Raw genomic sequence first — 18,867 nt, 5'->3', positions numbered from 1 at the left:
CTTACTTCGCCGTGGCCTGTGCGGTGGACGGTGCAGCCGGGGCAACCGATGCCTGCCAGCCGCCACCCAGCACCAGGAACAGGTGGATCTGGTCGCGCGAGACCTGCGCTTCGGCGGCGGCCAGGGTGGCGTCGCTGCTGGCCAGGCTGCGGTCGGCATCCAGGCTGGACAGGTAGGGTGTGCGGCCGCCCTGGTAAAGCCGGCGGTTCTGGTCGGCGGCCAGCGCGGCCTGCTCCTGCGCCACGCGCAGCGATTGCAGCCGGCGCAGGTCCTGCGCATAGCGGTCCAGCGCGGTCTGGGTCTCGCGCAGTGCCTGCAGCACGGTGTGGTCGAACTCGGCCAGGGCCGCGTCGGCACCGGCTTCGGCGGCGTGGATGCGGGCATGCGTGCCCGAAGAGGGCAGTGTCCACGAGATCAGCGGGCCGATCGACCACTGCTGGGTCATCGGCGTGCCGAAGTCTTCCAGCAGGCCGGCGGCGCCCACTGAGGCACCCAGACGGATGTCCGGATACAGCTCGGCGGTGGCCACGCCAATCCGCGCCGTGGCCGAGGCCAGCTTGCGTTCGGCCTGGCGCACGTCCGGGCGGCGCTGCAGCAGCGCACGGCCATCACCGACCGGCAGCGGCTGCGCCAGGCCGGGCGCGTGCGCGCAGTCGATCACCCCGGCCGGCAGCTGGCCCGGGGTCTGGCCCAGCAGTGCGGCCAGCGAATAGGCCGCGGCCGAACGCTGCGCGCGCAGCGGCGGCAGTGCCGCCTCCAGCAGCGCCACCTGCGCATTGGCCCGGGCCAGTTCCGGCGGTGTGCCGCGGCCGGCGGCGATCAGGCGCTCGGTAACGGTGCGGCTGCGCTGCTGCAGCTGCAGCGAATGCTCGGCCACGTGCAGCTCGTGGTTGGCGTGGCAGATCTTCAGGTAGCTGTCGGCCACCTGCGCGACCACGCTGACCTGGGCCAGGTCACGTGCTGCGGCAACCGACTGTTCGTCGGCTCGCGCCGCTTCGGCGCCGCGCTTGAGCTTGCCGAACAGGTCGAACTGGTAGCTGACCGCGAACTTGCCATCGGCCAGGTTGATCACCGGCAGCTCGTGCTCCTGCAGGAACGATTCGGCCGACAACTGCGCGCGGCTGACGCCGGCCTCGGCCTCGTACTCGAAGCCGCCCGCGTCCAGCGCCTGTTCGTACACGGCGGCAGCGCGGCGCAGGTGCGCATCGGCGGCCTTCAGTTCCACGTTGTCACGCAGTGCCTGGGTGATCAGCCCGTCCAGCACCGGGTCGTTGTACAGCGACCACCAGCGGTCGGGCAGCGCCTGGTTGGCGGCAATCTGCGGGTTCTGCGTATCGATGAAGGCCGCATTGGCCTCCGGGCGCTTGAACGCCGAACCTTCCGGCAGTGCATAGTCCGGGCCGACGGTTTTGCACGCGGCCAGGCTGGCCAGTGCGACGATCAGGCCGAGACGGGGCAGGGCGGCGTTCACAGGCCCGCCTGTGTCGGCGAAGTGCCGGCCTTGCCGTTGTGCGGATGGCGGCCGGTGTCCACGGTCACCGTGGCGGTACGGCCGGCAATCAACTCAACGCCCTTGGGCACTTCGTCGATGGCGATGCGCACCGGGATGCGCTGCGCCAGCCGCACCCAGTCGAAGGCCGGGGTCACGTTCGGCAGCAGGGTGCTGCCGTTGCTGCGGTAGCGGTCCTCGATACCGGCGGCAATGCTCTCGACATGGCCGTGCAGCGGTGCCGATTCGCCCATCAGGCGGATGTCCACGCGCTGCCCCGGCGCCACGCCGCGCAGTCGGGTTTCCTCGAAATAGCCATCAATGCGGAACGAGCCGGTATCCAGCAACGCCAGCACCGGCTTGCCGGCCACCACGTAGTCGCCCACGCGCATCGTGCGGTCGTTGACGCGGCCATCGGCCGGCGCGCGCACCTCGGTGCGGCCCAGGTTGAGCTCGGCCAGGTCGACCGCGGCCTGTGCGGTGGCCAGCGCCGCCTGTGCAGCCTGCAGCTTGGCGCGGCGCACTTCGGCATCCTCGGCGGCGACCAGGTCCTGCAGGCTGCGGTCGCGGCCGATCTCGCGGCGCAGCTGTGCCACCGAGGCCTGGCGCTCGGCCAGGCTGGCCTTGGCCTGCTCCAGCGCGATGCGGTAGCGGGCGCGATCGACGACGAACAGCAGGTCGCCCTTCTTCACCGCCTGGTTGTCGGCCACGTTCACCGTTTCCACCAGCCCGGACACGTCCGGCGCCACCTGCACCACGTCGGCGCCGACGTGGGCGTCGCGGGTCCAGGGTTCATCCATGTAGTAGACCCACAGCTGGCGCAGCACCAGCAGGGCGACGATCACGGCTGCGCTGGTGAGCAGCACCGGCAGGGTCTTCTTCACGATCTTGTTCACGATTGCATCCAACGCAGGAGGTGGAACAGCAGGCCAAGCACGATCCCGTACAGCGCTAGGTTGAACAGCGCCGGGTGCCATACATGGCGGTAGGCGCCGGCACGCTGCAGCAGCGCGTGCAGGCCGCTGTTGACCAGATAGGCCAACACCATCAACCCAAGCAGGGTCGGGACGAACACTCCGTGGAGACTGAATTCACCGGGCATCGGTAGGGGGCGGGGACGAGGTGGGGGAGGGGAGGGACAACGAAACAACAGCAACGGGCAAAAGCCGCTGGCGTGTGCACGGCAGCGGCGGTGTTCGGGGGCAGCGCTCTTACGTGATGCGGTCGGCGGCCTCGGCCAGCAGGCGCCATGCCTTCAGCACGGCGTGCAGTTCATCCATGGAAAGCTCGCCGAACACGTCCTGGCGCAGGCCGATCAACTGATCTTCCAGTTCGCTGACCAGCGCATGGCCCTCGTCGGTCAGCCACAACAGATTGGCGCGGCGGTCGCTGGCGTCGCTCTCGCGGCGGACCAGGCCACTGGCACACAGCTTGTCCAGCAGGCGTACCAGCGAAGGCCCTTCCATGCCCAGCTGCTGGGCCAGCGCCACCTGGCGGATGCCACCGCCGGAGCGGCCGATCATCAGCAACGGCATGGTGCAGGCGGTGGAGATGCCGTAGCTGCCGAGCCGGCTGTCGGCCAGGCGCTGCCACTGCCGCCCTGCATAAAGCAGGCCGGAGCTGAGCTGCATCTGCAGCACGGTGCGCTCGTCGAGGGGTCGGTCCATAAGAGATAGATAGGATACTACTAATTTCATTCCTATCAATAGGTTTTTCTGAATGGGTGGGGTGTTAGGAAAGCGTTGCGCCTGCCTGGTGTCGGGTGGGGCAGCGGGCGCCGGACGGTGCAGGACACGCCGTGAACCCCCCTCCAGGGTCCGGCCCAGCCGCTGGCGGCTGTGCGTTCGGGCGCTTGCGAGGCATGCCTCGCAAGCAAAGCGCCCTCACCCTTGGGGGGCTCGGCCGCGGCATCCATGCCGCGGACGGTCCTGCCCCGCCCGGCCCCCGCTTCCCTCCCATCAGCCCGCGGGTGCGGTGGGTTGGCTCTTTGGAGGCAGGAGCAGCAGCCAAAGCTGTGCGGACCAACGGTCCGCACCTACCACAGCAGTCGCGCAGTCGCGCGGCGCTTCCGAAGCCATGAACCCAAGCTTTTGACCCCGCTTTCGGGCGGTTCGGCCGCGCCCGCAGGAAACCGTCAAGGAGGGGGGAGAGGGGGCTGCGCAGGACCGTTGGCGCCATGGATGGCGCCATCGAGCCCCCATGGACGGGTTTACGGCGTGTCCCGCGCAGCCCCCTCTCCCCCTCCAAACCGATAGCAACGAGGCGCCGCAAGAACCCCCCGATGAACCGTCCCAACAGGACGACCCACCCCCCGGTCGGGTACGATGCTCGCCCCCCGTTCGGGACGCTGTACGCAATGAGCAAGAACAACGAAAAGGCCGCCCAGCAGGGCGACGTGACCCAGGACCAGGCCGAGGATGCCGTGCGCACCCTGCTGCGCTGGGCCGGTGAGGACCCGTCCCGCGAAGGCCTGCTGGATACCCCCCGCCGTGTCGCCGAAGCCTATGGCGACTGGTTCAGCGGTTACCGCGATGACCCGCGCGCCTACATGGAGCGCACCTTCGAGGAAGTGGCAGGCTATGACGAACTCATTGTCCTGCGCGACATCGAGTACGAAAGCCACTGCGAACACCACATGGCGCCGATCATCGGCCGCGTGCATGTCGGCTACCTGCCGGCCGGCAAGGTGGTGGGCATCAGCAAGCTGGCCCGCGTCGTCGAAGCCTACGCCCGCCGTTTCCAGGTGCAGGAGAAGATGACCGCGCAGATCGCCCAGTGCATCCAGGATGTGCTGCAACCGATCGGTGTCGGCGTGGTGGTCGAAGGCGCCCACGAATGCATGACCACCCGTGGCATCCACAAGCGCGGCGTCAGCATGGTCACCTCCAAGATGCTGGGCAGCTTCCGCGACGACGCGCGTACCCGCGCCGAGTTCCTGCGCTTCATCGAAGTGGGCGGCAAGCGCTGAGCCGCCTGCCCGCACCCCGCCGGCCCCTGCGGGCCGGCATGTCCACGGATGCCGGCGCGGCCGCCGTGCGTGGCTGCCCCTCCCCGCCAGCCCTCATGACTCCTTTCGCTGCATGAAGCATCGCGAACGCATCTCCCGTTACCGCCATCTGCGCGAACAGCCCCAGTGGAAGCTGCTCGCCGCCGACCACGCTCCGGAAATCATCGGCCTGCTGCAGGGGCTGTTGATGGACGGCGAGCGCACCCTGCCTTCGTCGGTGCTCAACGAGCGCCTGCAGCGTGCGCTGGATCAGCTCAATAGCGACGAACTGTCGCGCGAGCTGCCGCGTACCGCGCAGGCCTACATCGCGCACTGGCTGGCCCAGGGCTGGCTGGAACGCCGCCTGCCCGAGGGCGCCGACCAGGAGCAGTACGAGCTTTCGACCGCGGCGCTTCAGGCGATCCGCTTTGCCGACGGCCTCGAGCAGGCCCGTGTGGCCGCCACCGAGAGCCGGCTGGCGCTGGTCATCGAACAGCTCTCGCAGCTGGCCGCGCAGACCGAATCCGATCCGGACGCCCGCCTGTCGGCGCTGCGCGACGAGCGCGACCGGATCGACGCCGAGATCGCCCGTGTCGGCGCCGGCCGTGTGATCGCGCTGGACGGCAAGCGCGCGCTGGAACGTGCGCGCCAGATCATCGGCCTGGCCGACGAGCTGACCGAGGACTTCCGCCGCGTGCGCGACGACTTCGAGCAGCTCAACCGCGAGTTCCGCGAACGCATCATCGACGACGAGGGCGAGCGCGGCGATGTGCTGTCGCAGCTGTTCGAAGGCGTGGACGTGATTGGCGAAAGTGATGCCGGGCGTAGCTTCCAGGCCTTCTGGCGCCTGCTCAACGACGCCGAGCAGAGCGCCCAGCTCGATGCCGCGCTGGAAGCGGTGCTGGCGCGTGGCTTCGCCCGCCGCCTGGACCGCAACGAACGCAACTTCCTGCGCGGCTTCACCAGCACCATGCTCGAGCGCGGTGGCCAGGTGCACGATGTGCTGCAGAACTTCGCGCGCAGCCTGCGCGGCTTCGTGCAGAGCCGTGGCTATCTGGAACAGCGTCGCCTCAACCAGCTGCTCAAGCAGGCGCAGTCCGAAGCGCTCGCTCTGCGCGACGAGTTCCCCGCACAACGCGGCATCGGCCGCGACCTGCAGCTGACCACCAGCCGCCTGCGCTCGTGGTCGCAATGGAAACTGCACGATCCGCGCAGCGCCCAGGTCGATGGCAACGTCGAATACAACGACGCAGCCGCGATCAGCCTGGAAAGCGTTGGCGATCTGGTCGCTTCGTCCGAAATCGACTTCCGTACCCTGCGCCGCGACCTGCACGACCTGCTCGATGCACAGCCGCGGCTCAGCATCGCCCAGGCCCTTTCGCAGCGCGAAGCGCCGCAGGGTCTTGGCAGCGTCATCGGCTACCTGTCGCTGGGCACGCGCTTCGGCAACGTGATCGCCGGCGAGCAGGAGCTTGCGCAATGGCGTGGTGGCGACGGCCAGATCCGTCGCGCCCGCATCCCGCTGGTTTGGTTCACCCAGGAGAGACGCCATGAGCTGGCATGAAGATCCCATCGACGCACCGCAGGCCGACGTGGCGGAAGACGCCTACGAGGCCGAGCCGGTGGCGGCCGTGGCGCAGCCCCGCCGTGGCAACGACGTGTACTACCTCGGCGATACCGGGCGCCTGCCGCTGGATGCGCGCCGTGCGCTGTGCCAACTGCTGATCGGCCCCAGCATCGACCAGCTGCGCCACGCCAAGCTGTGGCCGGCGCTGATCCGCAGCGAGGCGGCCATCCGCTCGTCGCTGGCCGACCTGTTCCTGGAACTGGTGCTCGACCGCGACAGTGGCGTGGCGTTCACCCGCCAGGCCGATACCGAAGACGTCGATGCGCCGGTGCTGCTGCGCACCTCGCCGCTGACCTTCATCGACTCGGTGCTGCTGCTGTACCTGCGCCAGCAGCTGGCCGAGGCCGATGCGCGCGGCAACCGCGCGGTGGTCGCCGACGCCGAGATGGCCGAAGCGCTGGCCATCTACGAAAAGAACCTGTCCACCGACCGCGCCGGCTTCAACCGTCGCGTCGCATCGGCGGTGCAGAAGATGAAGGACAACCACATCCTGACCCGCCTCAGCGGCCAGGAAGACCGCCACGAAGTCTCGCCGGCGCTGAAGCTGCTGTTCTCCGCCGAAGACGTGTCCCAGCTTTCGGCGGTCTACCGCCAGCTGCGTGAAACCCCGGCCGCCGAGGCCTGAGAGACCCGACCATCGCATGGCTATCTCCAAGCACACTCCCGCCCTGTTCAACGAAGGCCTGCCGGACCCGCGCCTGCAGCAGTTCCGCATGCGCCGCCTGCAGGTGCACAACTGGGGCACCTTCAACGGCCTGACCGAAGTACCGATCGCCGAGCGCGGCTTCCTGTTCGTCGGCCGCTCCGGCTCGGGCAAGTCGACCCTGCTCGATGCCATGTCCGCGCTGCTGACGCCACCGGCCATCGTCGACTTCAACGCCGCTGCACGTGAAGCCGAGCGCAGTGGCCGCGACCGCAACCTGGTGTCCTACGTGCGCGGCGCGTGGGCCGACCAGCAGGACAGCGGCACCGGCGAAATCGCCACCCAGTACCTGCGCAAGGGCGCGACCTGGACCGCGCTGGTGCTGGAATACCGCGCCGGCGATGGCCGCGTGGTCAGCCTGGTGCGCCTGCTTTGGATCTCCGGCAACGGCACCTCGGCCGGCGATGTGCGCAAGCATTACATGATCGCCGAGCGCCCGTTCGACATCGCCAAGGACCTCGGCGGCTTCGACCTGGACCTGCGCAAGCTGAAGCAGAAGCTGCCCGACCTGCACCACTTCGACACGTTCTCCGGCTACGCCGAGCGTTTCCGCGACCTGCTCGGCATCGACAACGAGATGGCGCTGCGACTGCTGCACAAGACGCAGTCGGCGAAGAACCTGGGCGACCTCAACGTCTTCCTGCGCGACTTCATGCTCGACACGCCGAAGACCTTCGACGCCGCCGAGCGCCTGGTCAGCGACTTCGCCGAGCTTGATGGCGCGCACCAAGCGGTGGTCACTGCCCGCCGTCAGGTGGAAACCCTGTTGCCGGCGCGCGCCTACTACAACGATCTGAAGGAAATGCACCGCCGTCGTGGCGACGACGAAGCGCTGAAGCTCGGTGTTGACAGCTTCCGCGAAAGCCGGCGCCAAGCGCTGATCGAGGCGCGCCTGCGCGAGATGGACGTGCGTGACCGCGGCCTGCTTGGCGAAGAAGCCCAGCGCCGTGCCGCACTGGACAATCACACCGAGCGCCTGGCCGAACTGGAGCTGCAGCGCCGCCAGCAGGGCGGTGAGCGCATCGAGGAACTGGAACGCGAGCAGGGTCGTGCCGAAGCTGAGCGCGACCGCCGTCAGGCCAAGCGCGAGCAGGCACGCCAGGCGGCGCAGCAGCTGGGGGCCGAACTGCCGGACGACGCCCATGGCTTCGCCGAACTGGTCGAGCGCGCACAGAACGAGCTGCAGGACCGCCAGCGTGCCTCCTCGGCACTGGACGACGCGATCAGTGACCGCCTGGGCGGCAAGCGCGATGACGAGCGCCGCTTCGGCGAGGTCCGTGCCGAACTTGAAGCGATGCAGCGCACGCCCTCCAACATCCCGGCGCCGATGCAGAAGCTGCGCGCACGCCTGGCCGAGGAAACCGGCATCGCCGAGGCGGCACTGCCCTTCGTCGGCGAACTGATCCAGGTCCGCTCGGAAGAGCAGGGCTGGCAGGGTGCCATCGAGCGCGTGCTGGGTGGCTTCGCGCTGTCGCTGCTGGTCGACGACAAGCATTACAACGACGTCGCCGAATGGGTGAACCGTACCCACCTTGGCATGCGCTTCACCTACTACCGCGTGCGCCGCAACGATGATGCATTCGCCCGTGAGCCGTCGGCGAAGTCGCTGCTGCACAAGCTTGAACTGCGCGAGCATGTATTCGAAAGCTGGCTGCGCCGCGAGCTGGGCAAGCGCTTCGACTACGAATGCGTGGATGCCAGGCAGCTGCGCAACGTCGACCGCGGCATCACCCGCGAAGGCCAGGTCAAGCATCCCGGCGACCGTTTCGAGAAGGACGACCGCAGTGCGGTGGGCGACCGCCGTCGCTGGATCCTCGGCTTCAACAACCACGACAAGGTGGGCGCCTTCGAGCGCGAAGCACAGGAACTGGCCAAGCGCATCGCCAGCTGCGAGACCGACATCGCGCGCCTGCGCGGGCAGCGTGATCGCGACAACGAACGCCGCCTGGCATGCCACGAGCTGGTCAGCATCAGCTGGAACGAGATCGACATCGCCGCTCCGCAGCAGCGCCTGAGCGATATCGAAGCCACCCTGCGCGACCTGCGTGAAGGCAACGCCGATCTCGCCAAGCTGGCCAAGCAGATCGACGCCGTGCGCGCCGACATCGAGCAGTCCCGCCGCACCTATGAAGACGTCCGCGTCGAGCGCGGCCAGCTGGTCAAGGAACGTGATCGCCTTGACCGCGCACGCCAGCAGAGCCGCGCACTGGTGCTGCCGAGCCTGGCCCAGGAGCAGGAAGCCGGCCTCGCCGAGCGCCTGCAGGAACAGGGGCCGCTCAGCCTGGAAACGCTCGAAGCGCACATGCGCCAGATCAGCAACGCGCTGAACGAGCAGTTGTCGTCCTCGCAGCAGGACCTCAACCGCATCGAGAACCAGCTGATCGGCTGCTTCCGTCGCTTCATCCAGCAGTGGCCGGAGGAGTCGGGCGACTTCACCGTGTCGGTGGCCTCGGCCGAGGACTTCCTCGCACGCCTCGAACGGCTGGAACGCGACGGCCTGCCACAGCACGAAGAGCGCTTCTTCGACCTGCTGCAGAACCAGAGCAAGAACAACCTGCTGGCCCTGCAGCGCCACAGCGCAGAGGCCCGCAAGTCGATCGGCCAGCGCCTGGACGAGGTGAACGCCAGCCTGGAGCAGGTGCCGTTCAACCGTGGCACGCTGCTGACCATCGAACTGAGCGACCGCCGCCTGCCGGAGGTCGCTGAGTTCCACCTGCAGCTGCGCGAGGTGCTGTCGCAGCAGCAGACCGAGCAGCGCGAGCTGGCCGAGTCGCAGTTCACCGTGCTGCGCCAGCTGGTCAACCGCCTCGGCTCGCAGGAAGGCGAGGACAAGCGCTGGCGCGAGCTGGTGCTGGACGTGCGCATGCACGTGGAGTTCATCGGCGTCGAGCTGGATGCGGAAACGCGCCAGCAGGTCGAGATCTACCGCAGCGGCGCCGGCAAGTCCGGTGGCCAGCGCCAGAAGCTGGCCACTACCTGCCTGGCGGCTGCGCTGCGCTACCAGCTCGGCGGCGCCGACAGCCAGCTGCCCAGCTACGCCGCGGTCGTGCTCGACGAGGCCTTCGACAAGGCCGACAACGAGTTCACCGCACTGGCAATGAACATCTTCGACAACTTCGGCTTCCAGATGGTGGTTGCCACCCCGCTGAAGTCGGTGATGACGCTGGAACCGTTCATCGGCGGCGCCTGCTTCGTCGAAATCAGCGGCCGTCACGACTCCGGCGTGCTGCTGATCGAGTACGACGAAGAGGGCAAGCGCCTGAAGCTGCCCGAGCGCAGCCGCCAGCAGGCCAACGAACCGGAAGAAGCTGAGGCCTGACCCGGCCGATTGAAGGGGAATGCCGGCCAGCGGCCGGCACTACCCATGGGCGGGGTTCGGTAGTGCCGGCCGCTGGCCGGCAACCGCATTCACGAACCGCGGAACGTATCCCACGCCATCCGCGCGATCAGCACCACCACCAGCCCCACGAACAGCTTGCGGATGAACGGCGTGCCGCCCTTCAGCGCCAGGCGCGTGCCCACCACCGAGCCGATGATGTTGGCTGTGGCCATCGGCAGCGCAAACAACCACAGGATGTTGCCGGTCGGCACGAAGAACGAGATCGCCGCCACGTTGGTCGCCAGGTTCACCACCTTCGACGCCGCCGAGGCGCGCAGGAAATCCAGGCCGAAGAAGCGCACGAACAGGAAGATCAGGAAGCTGCCGGTGCCCGGCCCGAAGAAGCCGTCGTAGAAGCCGATCGCCGCACCGATCGCCAGCGCGATCACCAGTTCACGGCGGCCGATCTCCTGGGGCCGGTGCAACGCGCCGAAGTCCTTCTTCCACAGCGTGTAGGCCAGCATCGCGATCAGCAGCACCAGCACCAGTGGGCGCACCGCGTCCTTGGGCAGCAGGCTTACCGCAGTGGCCCCGGCGAAGGAGAAGATGAAGGCCGTGCCGGCCGCGAACAGTACCGGTTTCCACGGGAAGCGCACATTGCGCGCATAGCGCCACGCAGCCGCACCGGTACCGAACATCGAACTGAACTTGTTGGTACCAAACAGCATCGCCGGCGTCTGCTGCGGCAGCACCGTGAACAGGCCGGGCAGCTGCACCAGGCCACCGCCACCCACGGCGGCATCCACAAGACCGGCGATGAAGGCGATCACCACCAGCCACCACAACTCAGGGGGAACCAGATCCAGCACGGCGATCAATCAAGGTGGGGGCGCGACAGCATACGCCTGTCCTGCTCCAGGTGACTCCCGCCGCGCGTGCATCAATCCCTGCAACCCGGCGACAATGCCGGCATGAGCCGAAAATCCGCCGATCCCTGCCCCTGTGGCCTTCCCGCCGACTATGCCGCCTGCTGTGGTCGTTTTCATGCCGGTGAAGCCGCGCCCGATGCCGAGCACCTGATGCGTTCGCGCTACAGCGCGTATGTGCGGGGCCTGGCCGACTACCTGCGCCACACCTGGCATCCGGATACGCGTCCGGCCGAGTTGTCGCTGGGCGATGCGCCAGGCCAGCGCACCCATTGGCTGGGCCTGACCGTGCACGACCACGCGGTCACCGGCGCAGACAGTGCTGAAGTGCGCTTCACCGCGCGCTACCGCATCGGCGGCGGCAGCGCGGTGAGAATGACCGAGCACAGCCGATTCCGGCGCATCGACGGCCGCTGGTATTACCTCGACGCGGTCTGAGCCCTACGCACTGGATGCAGCCAGCAGGCGCTGGCCGCCGTGCGCGCGGACCTGGTTGCGACCTCCGTCCTTGGCCATGTACAGCGCCTGGTCGGCGGCCTTGAGCACTGCCGTCGGTCGCGGATCCACGCGGCTGTCGGCCAGCCCGATACTGACCGTCACCTGCACCACCTGGCCGGTGCCGCCGCGTCCGCGCTGCTGACGGCCAGCTTCGTCGTCACGGCTGCGGGTGCTGCGGTCGCGCAGTTGCATGCGGGTGTCCTCGATGCTCTGCCGCAGTGCTTCGACGGCCTCGATGCAGGCCGCCGCTGGGCGGTCCAGGAACACCACCGCGAATTCCTCGCCGCCATAGCGGAACGCTCGGCCACCGTCGCCGACACGCGCCAGCCGCGACCCCACCAGGCGCAGCACGTCGTCGCCGGTATCGTGGCCGTGGGTGTCGTTGAACGACTTGAAGTGGTCCACGTCCACCATCGCGATGCTGTAGGTGCCGCGCGCCCGCTGCAGGGTCTCGTTGAACGCCCTTCGCCCGGGCAGGCCGGTCAGCTCATCGCGAAAGGCCATGTGGAAGGATTCCTGCAGCATCGCGCCCAGCATCAGCAGCAGGGCGGCGCTGCTCAGCGCCGGCAGCAGTACCGGCTGCAGGAAGATCCGCGGCAACATCCACCACAGGCACAGCAGGGCCAGCAGCATCGCCGTGTGCAGTGGCCGCGGATGCCGCCACGCCTGCCAGCCCAGCGCTGCGCTCGCCAGCAGGAACAGCAGCGCCGGCAGCTGCGCCAGCGCATTCCAGTCGGCGGGAATCCAGGCCCAGTGACGGCTCGACAGCAGATCGTGCATGCCCTGCGGCTGTTGTGCCGCAAGCAGCAGGAAGATCACCAGGGCCGCGCCGCAGACCACGCTGCGCAGCAGCAGGTCCTGGCGTCGGCGTCCGCGTTCCGGCCACACTGCCAGCCCGGCAAACAGCAGCGGCACCCAGGCCGAGATTGCGTGGAAGCGCAACGGAGTCAAGGCGTCGACATGGCCGCTGCGCAGGTAGCCCCCGACGTCCCGGTGCAGCAGGGCGAACACCACCGCCACGACCAGCAGCAGGCACAACGTGCGTATCTGGTGGTAGAGCAGGGCCAGGCCCGCGCCGAGGCAGGCCAGCAGCCAGGGCAGGATGCGTTGGGCGGGGCTGGCCACATCCTCGGTGCCCAGTGCCATCCACAGCACCAGGACGACCAGCACGGCGGGCAGCACGAACAGGTAATGCGCAGGCTGGCGGAGTGGATGCAGGGGCACGCAGGAAGTCCAGTGCGGTGACGATGCGGCCGCAACACTGCCGTTAGCGGCGTCCTCACCCGCTTCTTGAACACGCGCTTCTTGAAAAGGTACGCCCGCAACCATGTGAATGGGGCAGTGTGCCGCCATGACGTCGCACTCACTGCACTGCGCCGATGCTGTAGGCATGGACAGCGTACCCACCGCCGTCGCTGCCCCGCAGCACGACCTCGCCCACCACTTCGCACGTGTTCGTGCCCGCAGCCTGCAGTTGGCCGCACCGCTCAGTGCAGAGGACGCCATGCTGCAGAGCATGGCCGACGCCAGTCCCAGCAAGTGGCACCTGGCCCACACCACCTGGTTCTTCGAACGCTTCGTGCTGGCAGGATTCGCCAGTGCGCCGGCGCGTGATCCAGCCTGGGACTATCTTTTCAACAGCTACTACAAAAGCATCGGTCCGGCGCACGCGCGGCCGCAACGCGGTCTGTTGTCGCGGCCCTCGCTGCAGCAGGTGCGCGACTACCGCCAGCAGGTCGATGCACAGGTGCAATCGCGACTGGCGGCAGGCGACCTTGATGAGCAGGCGCTGCAGCACCTGCAGTTGGGCCTGCAGCACGAACAGCAGCACCAGGAACTGCTGTTGACCGACATCAAGCATGCGTTCTGGTGCAATCCGTTGCAGCCAGCCTACCGTGATGACCTGCAGCCTGCCACCAGCGCTGCCAGTGCGCAGGGCTGGATCGAATCACCCGAACGCATCATTACCATTGGCGCCGCAGCCTGGCCGCAGCACACCGCCTTCGCCTACGACAACGAATCGCCGCCGCACCGCGTGCTGCTGGCTGCACACGCACTGGCAGAGCGTCCCGTCAGCAATGGCGAGTACCTCGTCTTCATCGAGGCTGGCGGCTACCGCGAGCCGCGCTGGTGGCTGAGCGAAGGCTGGGCGTTGCGCGAAGCCGAGGGCTGGCAGCACCCGCTGTACTGGGACGATGCCCTGCAGCGCGAGTACACCCTCGGCGGTTGGCGAGAACTGGACCCGCATGCGCCGGTCTGCCATCTCAGCTATTACGAGGCCGATGCCTGCGCCCGCTGGGCTGGTGCGCGCCTGCCCAGCGAGTTCGAGTGGGAAGCCGCCGCTGCGTCGCAGCCCCTGCGTGGCCATTTTGCCGACGACGATCAGCTGCACCCTCGGGCGGGGCAGGGCAGTGGGCTGCGGCAGCTGTTCGGCGATGTATGGGAATGGACCCACAGCGCGTATGGCGCCTATCCGGGCTTTCGCCCTTTTGCCGGCAACCTCGGTGAATACAACGGCAAGTTCATGTGCGGGCAATGGGTGCTGCGCGGTGGCAGCTGCGCCACGCCGCGTGGCCACGTGCGTGCCAGCTACCGCAACTTCTTCATGCCCCCGGCGCGTTGGCAGTTCTCCGGGCTGCGCCTAGCCAGGGATCTCGCATGAGTACGGTGCAGGACGCGCTGCAGGCGCTGACCGATCTCACTCCCGGCCGCCAGCAGATCCTTGCCGACGTGGTGGCCGGGCTGTTGCGCACGCCCCGCCAGCTGCCGTCCAAGTACTTCTACGATGCACGCGGCTCGCGCCTGTTCGAGCAGATCACGCATACTCCCGAGTACTACCCCACGTGTACCGAGCTGGCCCTGCTTTCACGGGTACTGCCGGACATCGCCCGAAGCGTCGGGCCGCACCTGCACGTGGTGGAGCTGGGCAGCGGCAGTGGCCGCAAGACCGCGTTGCTGCTGGCCGCCCTGCACGACCCGGTGGCCTACACGCCGATTGAAATCTCGCGTGCCGCGCTGCTGTCCAGCATCGACCATCTGGCCCCGGCGCTGCCCGAGGTGGAGATGCTGCCGGTCTGTGCCGACTTTACCCGTCCCGTCGCCGTACCCATGCCCGAACGCGAACCCGCGCGACGGCTGCTGTTCTTCCCGGGTTCCACGCTGGGCAACTTTGAAGGCGAGGACGCGGTCGCGCTGCTGCGCGCGATGCGCCAGACCATGGGGCGTGATGGCCTGGCCCTGGTCGGCATCGACCTGCACAAGGACCCGGCGTTGATCGAGGCGGCCTACAACGATGCGCAGGGCGTCACCGCCGCATTCACCCTCAACCTGCTGGCCCGCCTGAACCGCGAAATCGGCAGCGACTTCGATCTCGATGGCTTCCGTCATCGTGCACGCTACAGCTCTGCGCGGTTGCGCATCGAGACCGATCTGGTCAGCCAGCGGGCACAGGACGTCCACCTGGATGGCCGCATTTTCCACTTCGCCGCCGGTGAACCCATCCGCGTCGAGTACAGCCACAAGTACACCGATGACAGCTTCGACGCGCTGTTGCGGCAGGCGGGCCTGCAGGTGGCGCAGCGATGGGATGCCGAAAGCCCCGCCTATGGCCTGCGCTTGCTGCGGCGCGCCTGAGGTGGTGGCCAGCCGGTGCCCCTTCAGGTTCGGCGGCATCGCTACCCCTAAGATGGCCGTGCAACGGCAACACGGAGGACGCCATGCCTGTTCTGACCACGCTCGGCCTGGCGGCCGCCCTTGCGTCGAACCCGACGCTGCCTGCGGCTTCGGCCGCCAGCACCGATCCGGCGTTCAGCCGCTGCTTGGCGGGCCTGCAGGCCACCGCCGCGACCCAGGGCATCGGCGCCGACCGCTTCAACGAGATCACCGCCGGGCTCACCCCGGACCCCAGCGTGCTCGGCCTGCTCGATGCACAGCCCGAATTCACCACGCCGATCTGGGACTATCTGGCCGCGCTGGTTGATCGCCAACGCGTCGCTGATGGTCGCGCCCTGCTGCAGCAGCACCGCGACCTGCTCGATCGCGTGTCGGCCCAGTATGGCGTCGATCCGGCCACCATCGTCGCGGTCTGGGGCGTGGAGAGCGACTACGGCCGCGTGTTCGGCAAGCGCCCGCTGCTGCAGTCATTGGCCACGCTGTCGTGCGCCGGCCGCCGCCAACCTTTCTTCCGCGGTGAGCTGCTGGCGCTGCTCACGCTGATCGACCGCGGCGACCTGCAGGCACAGGGGCTCACCGGTTCCTGGGCCGGTGCCTTCGGGCACACCCAGTTCATGCCCAGCACCTATGCACGCATCGCCGTGGATGGTGATGGCGATGGCCGCCGCGATCTGGTCGGCAGCATTCCCGATGCACTGGCCTCCACCGCCAACTATCTCAAGCGTGCCGGTTGGCGCAGTGGCGAACCATGGGGCATGGAGGTGCGTGTGCCCGCCGGCTTCAACGCCAGCCAGGCCGGCCGCACCCAGCGTCGCGCCCTGGCCGACTGGCGCGCGCAGGGCGTGACCGCGCTGCATGGCAGCGCGTTGGCTCCGGCCAACCTGCCGGCGGATGCGCGCGCCGCCCTGCTGCTGCCGGCCGGCAACAACGGCCCGGCGCTGCTGGTGTTCCGCAACTACGACGCGATCTACAGCTACAACGCTGCCGAAAGCTATGCGCTGGCGATCGCGACGCTTGCTGACCAGCTGCGTGGCGGCACCGGGTTGGCTACCGCCTGGCCGACCGACGATCCAGGCCTGGGCCGCGATGAGCGCCGCCAGCTGCAGACCCTGCTGCTGGCCCGCGGCCACGACATCGGTGCCGCCGACGGCATGATCGGTACCGCCACGCGTCGCGCGATCCAGGCCGAGCAGCAGCGCCTGGGCTGGAGCGAGGTGGACGGCCGCGCAGGCCAGCGCATCCTGCGCACGCTGCAGGAAGAGGCGGCCGCCATCGCACCCGCTGGGCAGAATGCCTTGCCGGCGGCACGTTGACCGCGACATCATCGCCGCGGTCTTCAAGGAGCGTCATCGCATGCAGTCGAATCCGGACATCAGCACCGGCCTGTATCACGGCCTGGAGGCCTGGCAGGTGCGAACCGCCAATGCCACAGCGGTCGTGAGTGTGTTTGGTGGCCAGCTGCTGTCGTTCATTCCCGATGGGCAGCCCGATCTGCTGTGGCTTTCGCCCACGCGCGCCGAGCTGCCCACGCCTATCCGCGGTGGCGTTCCGGTGTGCTGGCCGTGGTTCGGCCGCCAGGGCAAGAGCGCCGATGCACCGGCGCATGGCCTGGTACGTACCGCACGCTGGGAGCTTCTGCAGGCCACCCGGAGCGATGACGGCGAGGTAGAGCTGCAGTTGGCACCTGCGCCCTGCGCCGATCCCGGCCTGCGCCTGCAGATGCAGCTGCGCGTCGGCCGCCAGCTGCGCCAGCAGCTCGCCACCGAAAACACCGGAACCTCGCCGGTGACCTTCACCCAGGCCCTGCACAGCTACTTCCGGGTCGGCGATGCCACTCGTGTCGAGGTCGATGGCCTCGACGGCCTGCACTACCTGGACAAGTACGAGGACGGCGCGCAGCTGCGCCAGCAGCAGGGGCCCTGGTCGCTGCGTGATCCGCGCGATCCGGGGCGCAGCGACCGCATCTATACCGGTGTCGGCGGCCACTACGTGCTGCGCGATCCCGTCCTGCAGCGGCGGATCGAGATCCGCAGCGAAGGCAGCCAGACCCTGGTGGCCTGGAACCCGGGCATGGAGGCAGCGGCGAAGATGGCCGATGTCGGCGACGGTTGGCACGATTACGTGTGCCTGGAAGTGGCCAACGCCGGGCCAGAGCAGATTACCCTTGCACCCGGCGCGCGCCACCAGCTTGTGCAGGTGCTGGCCAGTGAACCGCTGCAGGCCGTGGCGGGAGTTTCAGAGTAGCGATGGGATCGACAGGAATGGATGGCATGCAGGAAGCACAGTGGTGGTACGCCAACAGCAAGCAGAGCGAAGGGCCGGTGGACCTGGCCGGGTTGCGCCGGTTGCAGCAGGACGGCACCGTAACCGCACGCACGCTGCTGTGGCGCGTAGGGATGGCATCGTGGCGGCCACTGGCCGAACTGGATCCTTCGCTGGCGCAGATGGCTCCGAACCCCTCGCCGGTTGAACCGGTGCCGGCGGTCACCGTCAGCGATACCCGGACCGCTGATCCGTCCGACCCCTACCGTGCACCCGCCGCTTCGCCCGTGGCCGCGACCGTACCGGAGCTGGAAGGCGACATCGCCTTGTACGCCGCCGTGGTCGGCGGCAACTTCCCGATCTATCGACAACGCTGGCGGCTGGACCAGGGCATCGCCGAGGGCAACGGCACCTGGCACTGGCCGGCCTTCCTGGTCGGCGTGATCTGGATGGTGTACCGGCGGATGTACCGGCTGGCGGCGATCTGGGCTGGCATGCTGGTGTTCTTCAGTATCGCCGAGGCGTTGCTGGGCGTACCGGAAGGCGTGTCGATGGTCATCACCCTTGCGATCAACGTCACCGCTGCGGTGTATGCCAATCGCTGGTACCTGGCGCATTGCCAGCGTGAGATCGCCCGCGCGCGCGCCTTGGCGGGCGATGACGAGGCACGCCTGCGCAGCGAGCTGTCCAAGCGGGGTGATACCAATGCAGCGGCCGCAGCCATGGTTGCCATCATTCTCGTTGCGGCGATGTTCGTCGGCCAGGCAATGGCAGGCTGAGACCGGAGCAGCTTCAGATTCACCGATGCCTGCCGCTACTGCGGGTTCATCCCGGGCATGGAATCGCCGACATGAATCATCTGGATACCCCGCCGGTTTCTCCGACGGATGACAATCCCTATCTCGCGCCTGTTGCAGAGGTGGACGGTGCGACCGCTCCATCCGACGCGGACGATCTGAACCTCCTCGTGGGGCCCAACGCAGCGCTCTACCGCCAGCGCTGGCACCTGGACAGCCCAGTGCCGAAGCCGCCGCGGCCGTGGCACTGGCCCGCCTTCCTGGTGCCGACCTACTGGCTGCTGCACCGGAAAATGTACCTGGCGGCCATCCTCTTCGAGCTGGTCCTGTTCGGCATCGCGCTGCTGGCGGCCCGTGCCAATCCGTTGCTCATGGTGGTGTTGCTGGCGGTGCCACGGTTTGCCATCGCGATGACCGCCAATGCCCTGTACCTGCGCTATTGCACGCGGCTGCTGGGCAAAGTGAAGGCTGCTCACGCCGGGCAGCACCACCGCATCCGTACCGAACTGCAGCGTCGTGGCGGGACCAGCGTCTGGGCGGTGGTGATCGGCATGGCGGCTGTCGGGGTGATCAACACCGTCGCCCGCA

Annotated in this window: 17 protein-coding genes (1 of these 17 cut by a window edge); 11 read left to right on the top strand and 6 right to left on the bottom strand. The window is 68.2% G+C overall.

Annotated features, from left to right (window positions below; genetic code table 11):
* Position 1: 1 nt before the first annotated feature.
* The 4 genes from ACEPA4_RS19960 to ACEPA4_RS19945 form a co-directional block, all read right to left on the bottom strand.
* Entirely contained in the window at positions 2-1,471 is a 1,470-nt protein-coding gene (locus tag ACEPA4_RS19960; RefSeq protein ID WP_262090459.1) for an efflux transporter outer membrane subunit, read from the bottom strand.
* Positions 1,468-2,385, bottom strand: a complete 918-nt coding sequence (locus ACEPA4_RS19955) for an HlyD family secretion protein (RefSeq protein WP_065179028.1) — start codon at positions 2,383-2,385, stop codon at positions 1,468-1,470. The genes ACEPA4_RS19960 and ACEPA4_RS19955 overlap by 4 nt, the downstream gene beginning before the upstream one ends.
* Entirely contained in the window at positions 2,382-2,591 is a 210-nt protein-coding gene (locus tag ACEPA4_RS19950) for a DUF1656 domain-containing protein (protein ID WP_025875651.1), read from the bottom strand. The genes ACEPA4_RS19955 and ACEPA4_RS19950 overlap by 4 nt, the downstream gene beginning before the upstream one ends.
* Before the next feature lie 109 nt (positions 2,592-2,700).
* A complete protein-coding gene (locus ACEPA4_RS19945; RefSeq protein ID WP_005421298.1) occupies positions 2,701-3,156 on the bottom strand; it encodes a MarR family winged helix-turn-helix transcriptional regulator in 456 nt (151 codons plus the stop codon).
* A 689-nt stretch (positions 3,157-3,845) separates the two neighbouring features.
* On the opposite strand from ACEPA4_RS19945, the gene folE reads away from it, so the two are divergent.
* The 4 genes from folE to ACEPA4_RS19925 all read left to right on the top strand — a co-directional run bounded on the left by folE (position 3,846) and on the right by ACEPA4_RS19925 (position 10,124).
* The gene (gene folE, locus ACEPA4_RS19940) at positions 3,846-4,457 is read left to right on the top strand and encodes a GTP cyclohydrolase I FolE (RefSeq protein ID WP_065179742.1); all 612 of its coding nucleotides are present in this window, start codon (positions 3,846-3,848) and stop codon (positions 4,455-4,457) included.
* Positions 4,458-4,569: 112 nt separating this feature from the next.
* A complete protein-coding gene (locus ACEPA4_RS19935) occupies positions 4,570-6,039 on the top strand; it encodes a DUF3375 domain-containing protein (RefSeq protein ID WP_053496749.1) in 1,470 nt (489 codons plus the stop codon).
* Positions 6,026-6,727 carry a DUF4194 domain-containing protein gene (locus ACEPA4_RS19930; protein ID WP_005421303.1) on the top strand — a complete coding sequence of 234 codons (702 nt, stop codon included), beginning with the start codon at positions 6,026-6,028 and terminating at the stop codon, positions 6,725-6,727. The genes ACEPA4_RS19935 and ACEPA4_RS19930 overlap by 14 nt, the downstream gene beginning before the upstream one ends.
* A gap of 16 nt (positions 6,728-6,743) precedes the next feature.
* The gene (locus ACEPA4_RS19925; RefSeq protein ID WP_262090462.1) at positions 6,744-10,124 is read left to right on the top strand and encodes an ATP-binding protein; all 3,381 of its coding nucleotides are present in this window, start codon (positions 6,744-6,746) and stop codon (positions 10,122-10,124) included.
* Between the two features lie 89 nt (positions 10,125-10,213).
* Here the strand turns inward: ACEPA4_RS19925 and ACEPA4_RS19920 are convergent, their stop codons facing one another.
* Positions 10,214-10,993 (bottom strand): TSUP family transporter, encoded by a 780-nt coding sequence (locus ACEPA4_RS19920; RefSeq protein ID WP_053496761.1) that lies wholly within the window; start codon positions 10,991-10,993, stop codon positions 10,214-10,216.
* A 102-nt stretch (positions 10,994-11,095) separates the two neighbouring features.
* Between ACEPA4_RS19920 and ACEPA4_RS19915 the strand changes: the two genes are divergently transcribed.
* A complete protein-coding gene (locus ACEPA4_RS19915) occupies positions 11,096-11,488 on the top strand; it encodes a YchJ family metal-binding protein (RefSeq protein ID WP_032954755.1) in 393 nt (130 codons plus the stop codon).
* 3 nt (positions 11,489-11,491) lie between these two features.
* Here the strand turns inward: ACEPA4_RS19915 and ACEPA4_RS19910 are convergent, their stop codons facing one another.
* Positions 11,492-12,772, bottom strand: coding sequence for a diguanylate cyclase (locus ACEPA4_RS19910; RefSeq protein ID WP_053496752.1), 1,281 nt, complete (start codon positions 12,770-12,772; stop codon positions 11,492-11,494).
* A gap of 166 nt (positions 12,773-12,938) precedes the next feature.
* On the opposite strand from ACEPA4_RS19910, the gene egtB reads away from it, so the two are divergent.
* The 6 genes from egtB to ACEPA4_RS19880 all read left to right on the top strand — a co-directional run.
* Positions 12,939-14,210: an ergothioneine biosynthesis protein EgtB gene (gene egtB / locus ACEPA4_RS19905; protein ID WP_065186601.1), complete on the top strand. Its 1,272-nt coding sequence runs from the start codon at positions 12,939-12,941 to the stop codon at positions 14,208-14,210.
* Positions 14,207-15,181, top strand: coding sequence for an L-histidine N(alpha)-methyltransferase (gene egtD / locus ACEPA4_RS19900; protein ID WP_065186600.1), 975 nt, complete (start codon positions 14,207-14,209; stop codon positions 15,179-15,181). Before egtB ends, egtD begins: the two co-directional genes overlap by 4 nt.
* Before the next feature lie 83 nt (positions 15,182-15,264).
* On the top strand, positions 15,265-16,533 hold the full coding sequence (locus ACEPA4_RS19895; RefSeq protein ID WP_374082922.1) for a lytic murein transglycosylase: 1,269 nt from the start codon (positions 15,265-15,267) through the stop codon (positions 16,531-16,533).
* A gap of 40 nt (positions 16,534-16,573) precedes the next feature.
* On the top strand, positions 16,574-17,464 hold the full coding sequence (locus ACEPA4_RS19890; protein WP_065186618.1) for a D-hexose-6-phosphate mutarotase: 891 nt from the start codon (positions 16,574-16,576) through the stop codon (positions 17,462-17,464).
* 26 nt (positions 17,465-17,490) lie between these two features.
* Complete coding sequence (locus ACEPA4_RS19885) at positions 17,491-18,261, top strand: GYF domain-containing protein (RefSeq protein ID WP_262090467.1); 771 nt, start codon at positions 17,491-17,493, stop codon at positions 18,259-18,261.
* A 71-nt stretch (positions 18,262-18,332) separates the two neighbouring features.
* Positions 18,333-18,867, top strand: partial view of a DUF2628 domain-containing protein gene (locus tag ACEPA4_RS19880; protein WP_065186597.1) — the 5' portion only. 11 nt of this gene lie beyond the right edge of the window; 535 of the gene's 546 nt are visible here — the first part of the coding sequence; its start codon is at positions 18,333-18,335; its stop codon lies off the right edge, out of view.

The organism is Stenotrophomonas sp. P2112, from assembly GCF_041897515.1.
In the GTDB taxonomy this organism is placed as follows: domain Bacteria; phylum Pseudomonadota; class Gammaproteobacteria; order Xanthomonadales; family Xanthomonadaceae; genus Stenotrophomonas; species Stenotrophomonas sepilia.
The sequence above is the reverse complement of the archived record's forward strand: the minus strand, read 5'-3'. Positions and strand labels throughout refer to the sequence as shown.

What these genes read in the sequence shown, in the direction of transcription:
- ACEPA4_RS19950 (WP_025875651.1), bottom strand. Translation starts at nt 2,591, where the DNA reads ATGCCCGGTGAATTCAGTCTCCACGGAGTGTTCGTCCCGACCCTGCTT.
- ACEPA4_RS19945 (WP_005421298.1), bottom strand. Translation starts at nt 3,156, where the DNA reads ATGGACCGACCCCTCGACGAGCGCACCGTGCTGCAGATGCAGCTCAGC.
- folE (WP_065179742.1), top strand. Translation starts at nt 3,846, where the DNA reads ATGAGCAAGAACAACGAAAAGGCCGCCCAGCAGGGCGACGTGACCCAG.
- ACEPA4_RS19935 (WP_053496749.1), top strand. Translation starts at nt 4,570, where the DNA reads ATGAAGCATCGCGAACGCATCTCCCGTTACCGCCATCTGCGCGAACAG.
- ACEPA4_RS19930 (WP_005421303.1), top strand. Translation starts at nt 6,026, where the DNA reads ATGAGCTGGCATGAAGATCCCATCGACGCACCGCAGGCCGACGTGGCG.
- ACEPA4_RS19925 (WP_262090462.1), top strand. Translation starts at nt 6,744, where the DNA reads ATGGCTATCTCCAAGCACACTCCCGCCCTGTTCAACGAAGGCCTGCCG.
- ACEPA4_RS19915 (WP_032954755.1), top strand. Translation starts at nt 11,096, where the DNA reads ATGAGCCGAAAATCCGCCGATCCCTGCCCCTGTGGCCTTCCCGCCGAC.
- egtB (WP_065186601.1), top strand. Translation starts at nt 12,939, where the DNA reads ATGGACAGCGTACCCACCGCCGTCGCTGCCCCGCAGCACGACCTCGCC.
- egtD (WP_065186600.1), top strand. Translation starts at nt 14,207, where the DNA reads ATGAGTACGGTGCAGGACGCGCTGCAGGCGCTGACCGATCTCACTCCC.
- ACEPA4_RS19895 (WP_374082922.1), top strand. Translation starts at nt 15,265, where the DNA reads ATGCCTGTTCTGACCACGCTCGGCCTGGCGGCCGCCCTTGCGTCGAAC.
- ACEPA4_RS19890 (WP_065186618.1), top strand. Translation starts at nt 16,574, where the DNA reads ATGCAGTCGAATCCGGACATCAGCACCGGCCTGTATCACGGCCTGGAG.
- ACEPA4_RS19885 (WP_262090467.1), top strand. Translation starts at nt 17,491, where the DNA reads ATGCAGGAAGCACAGTGGTGGTACGCCAACAGCAAGCAGAGCGAAGGG.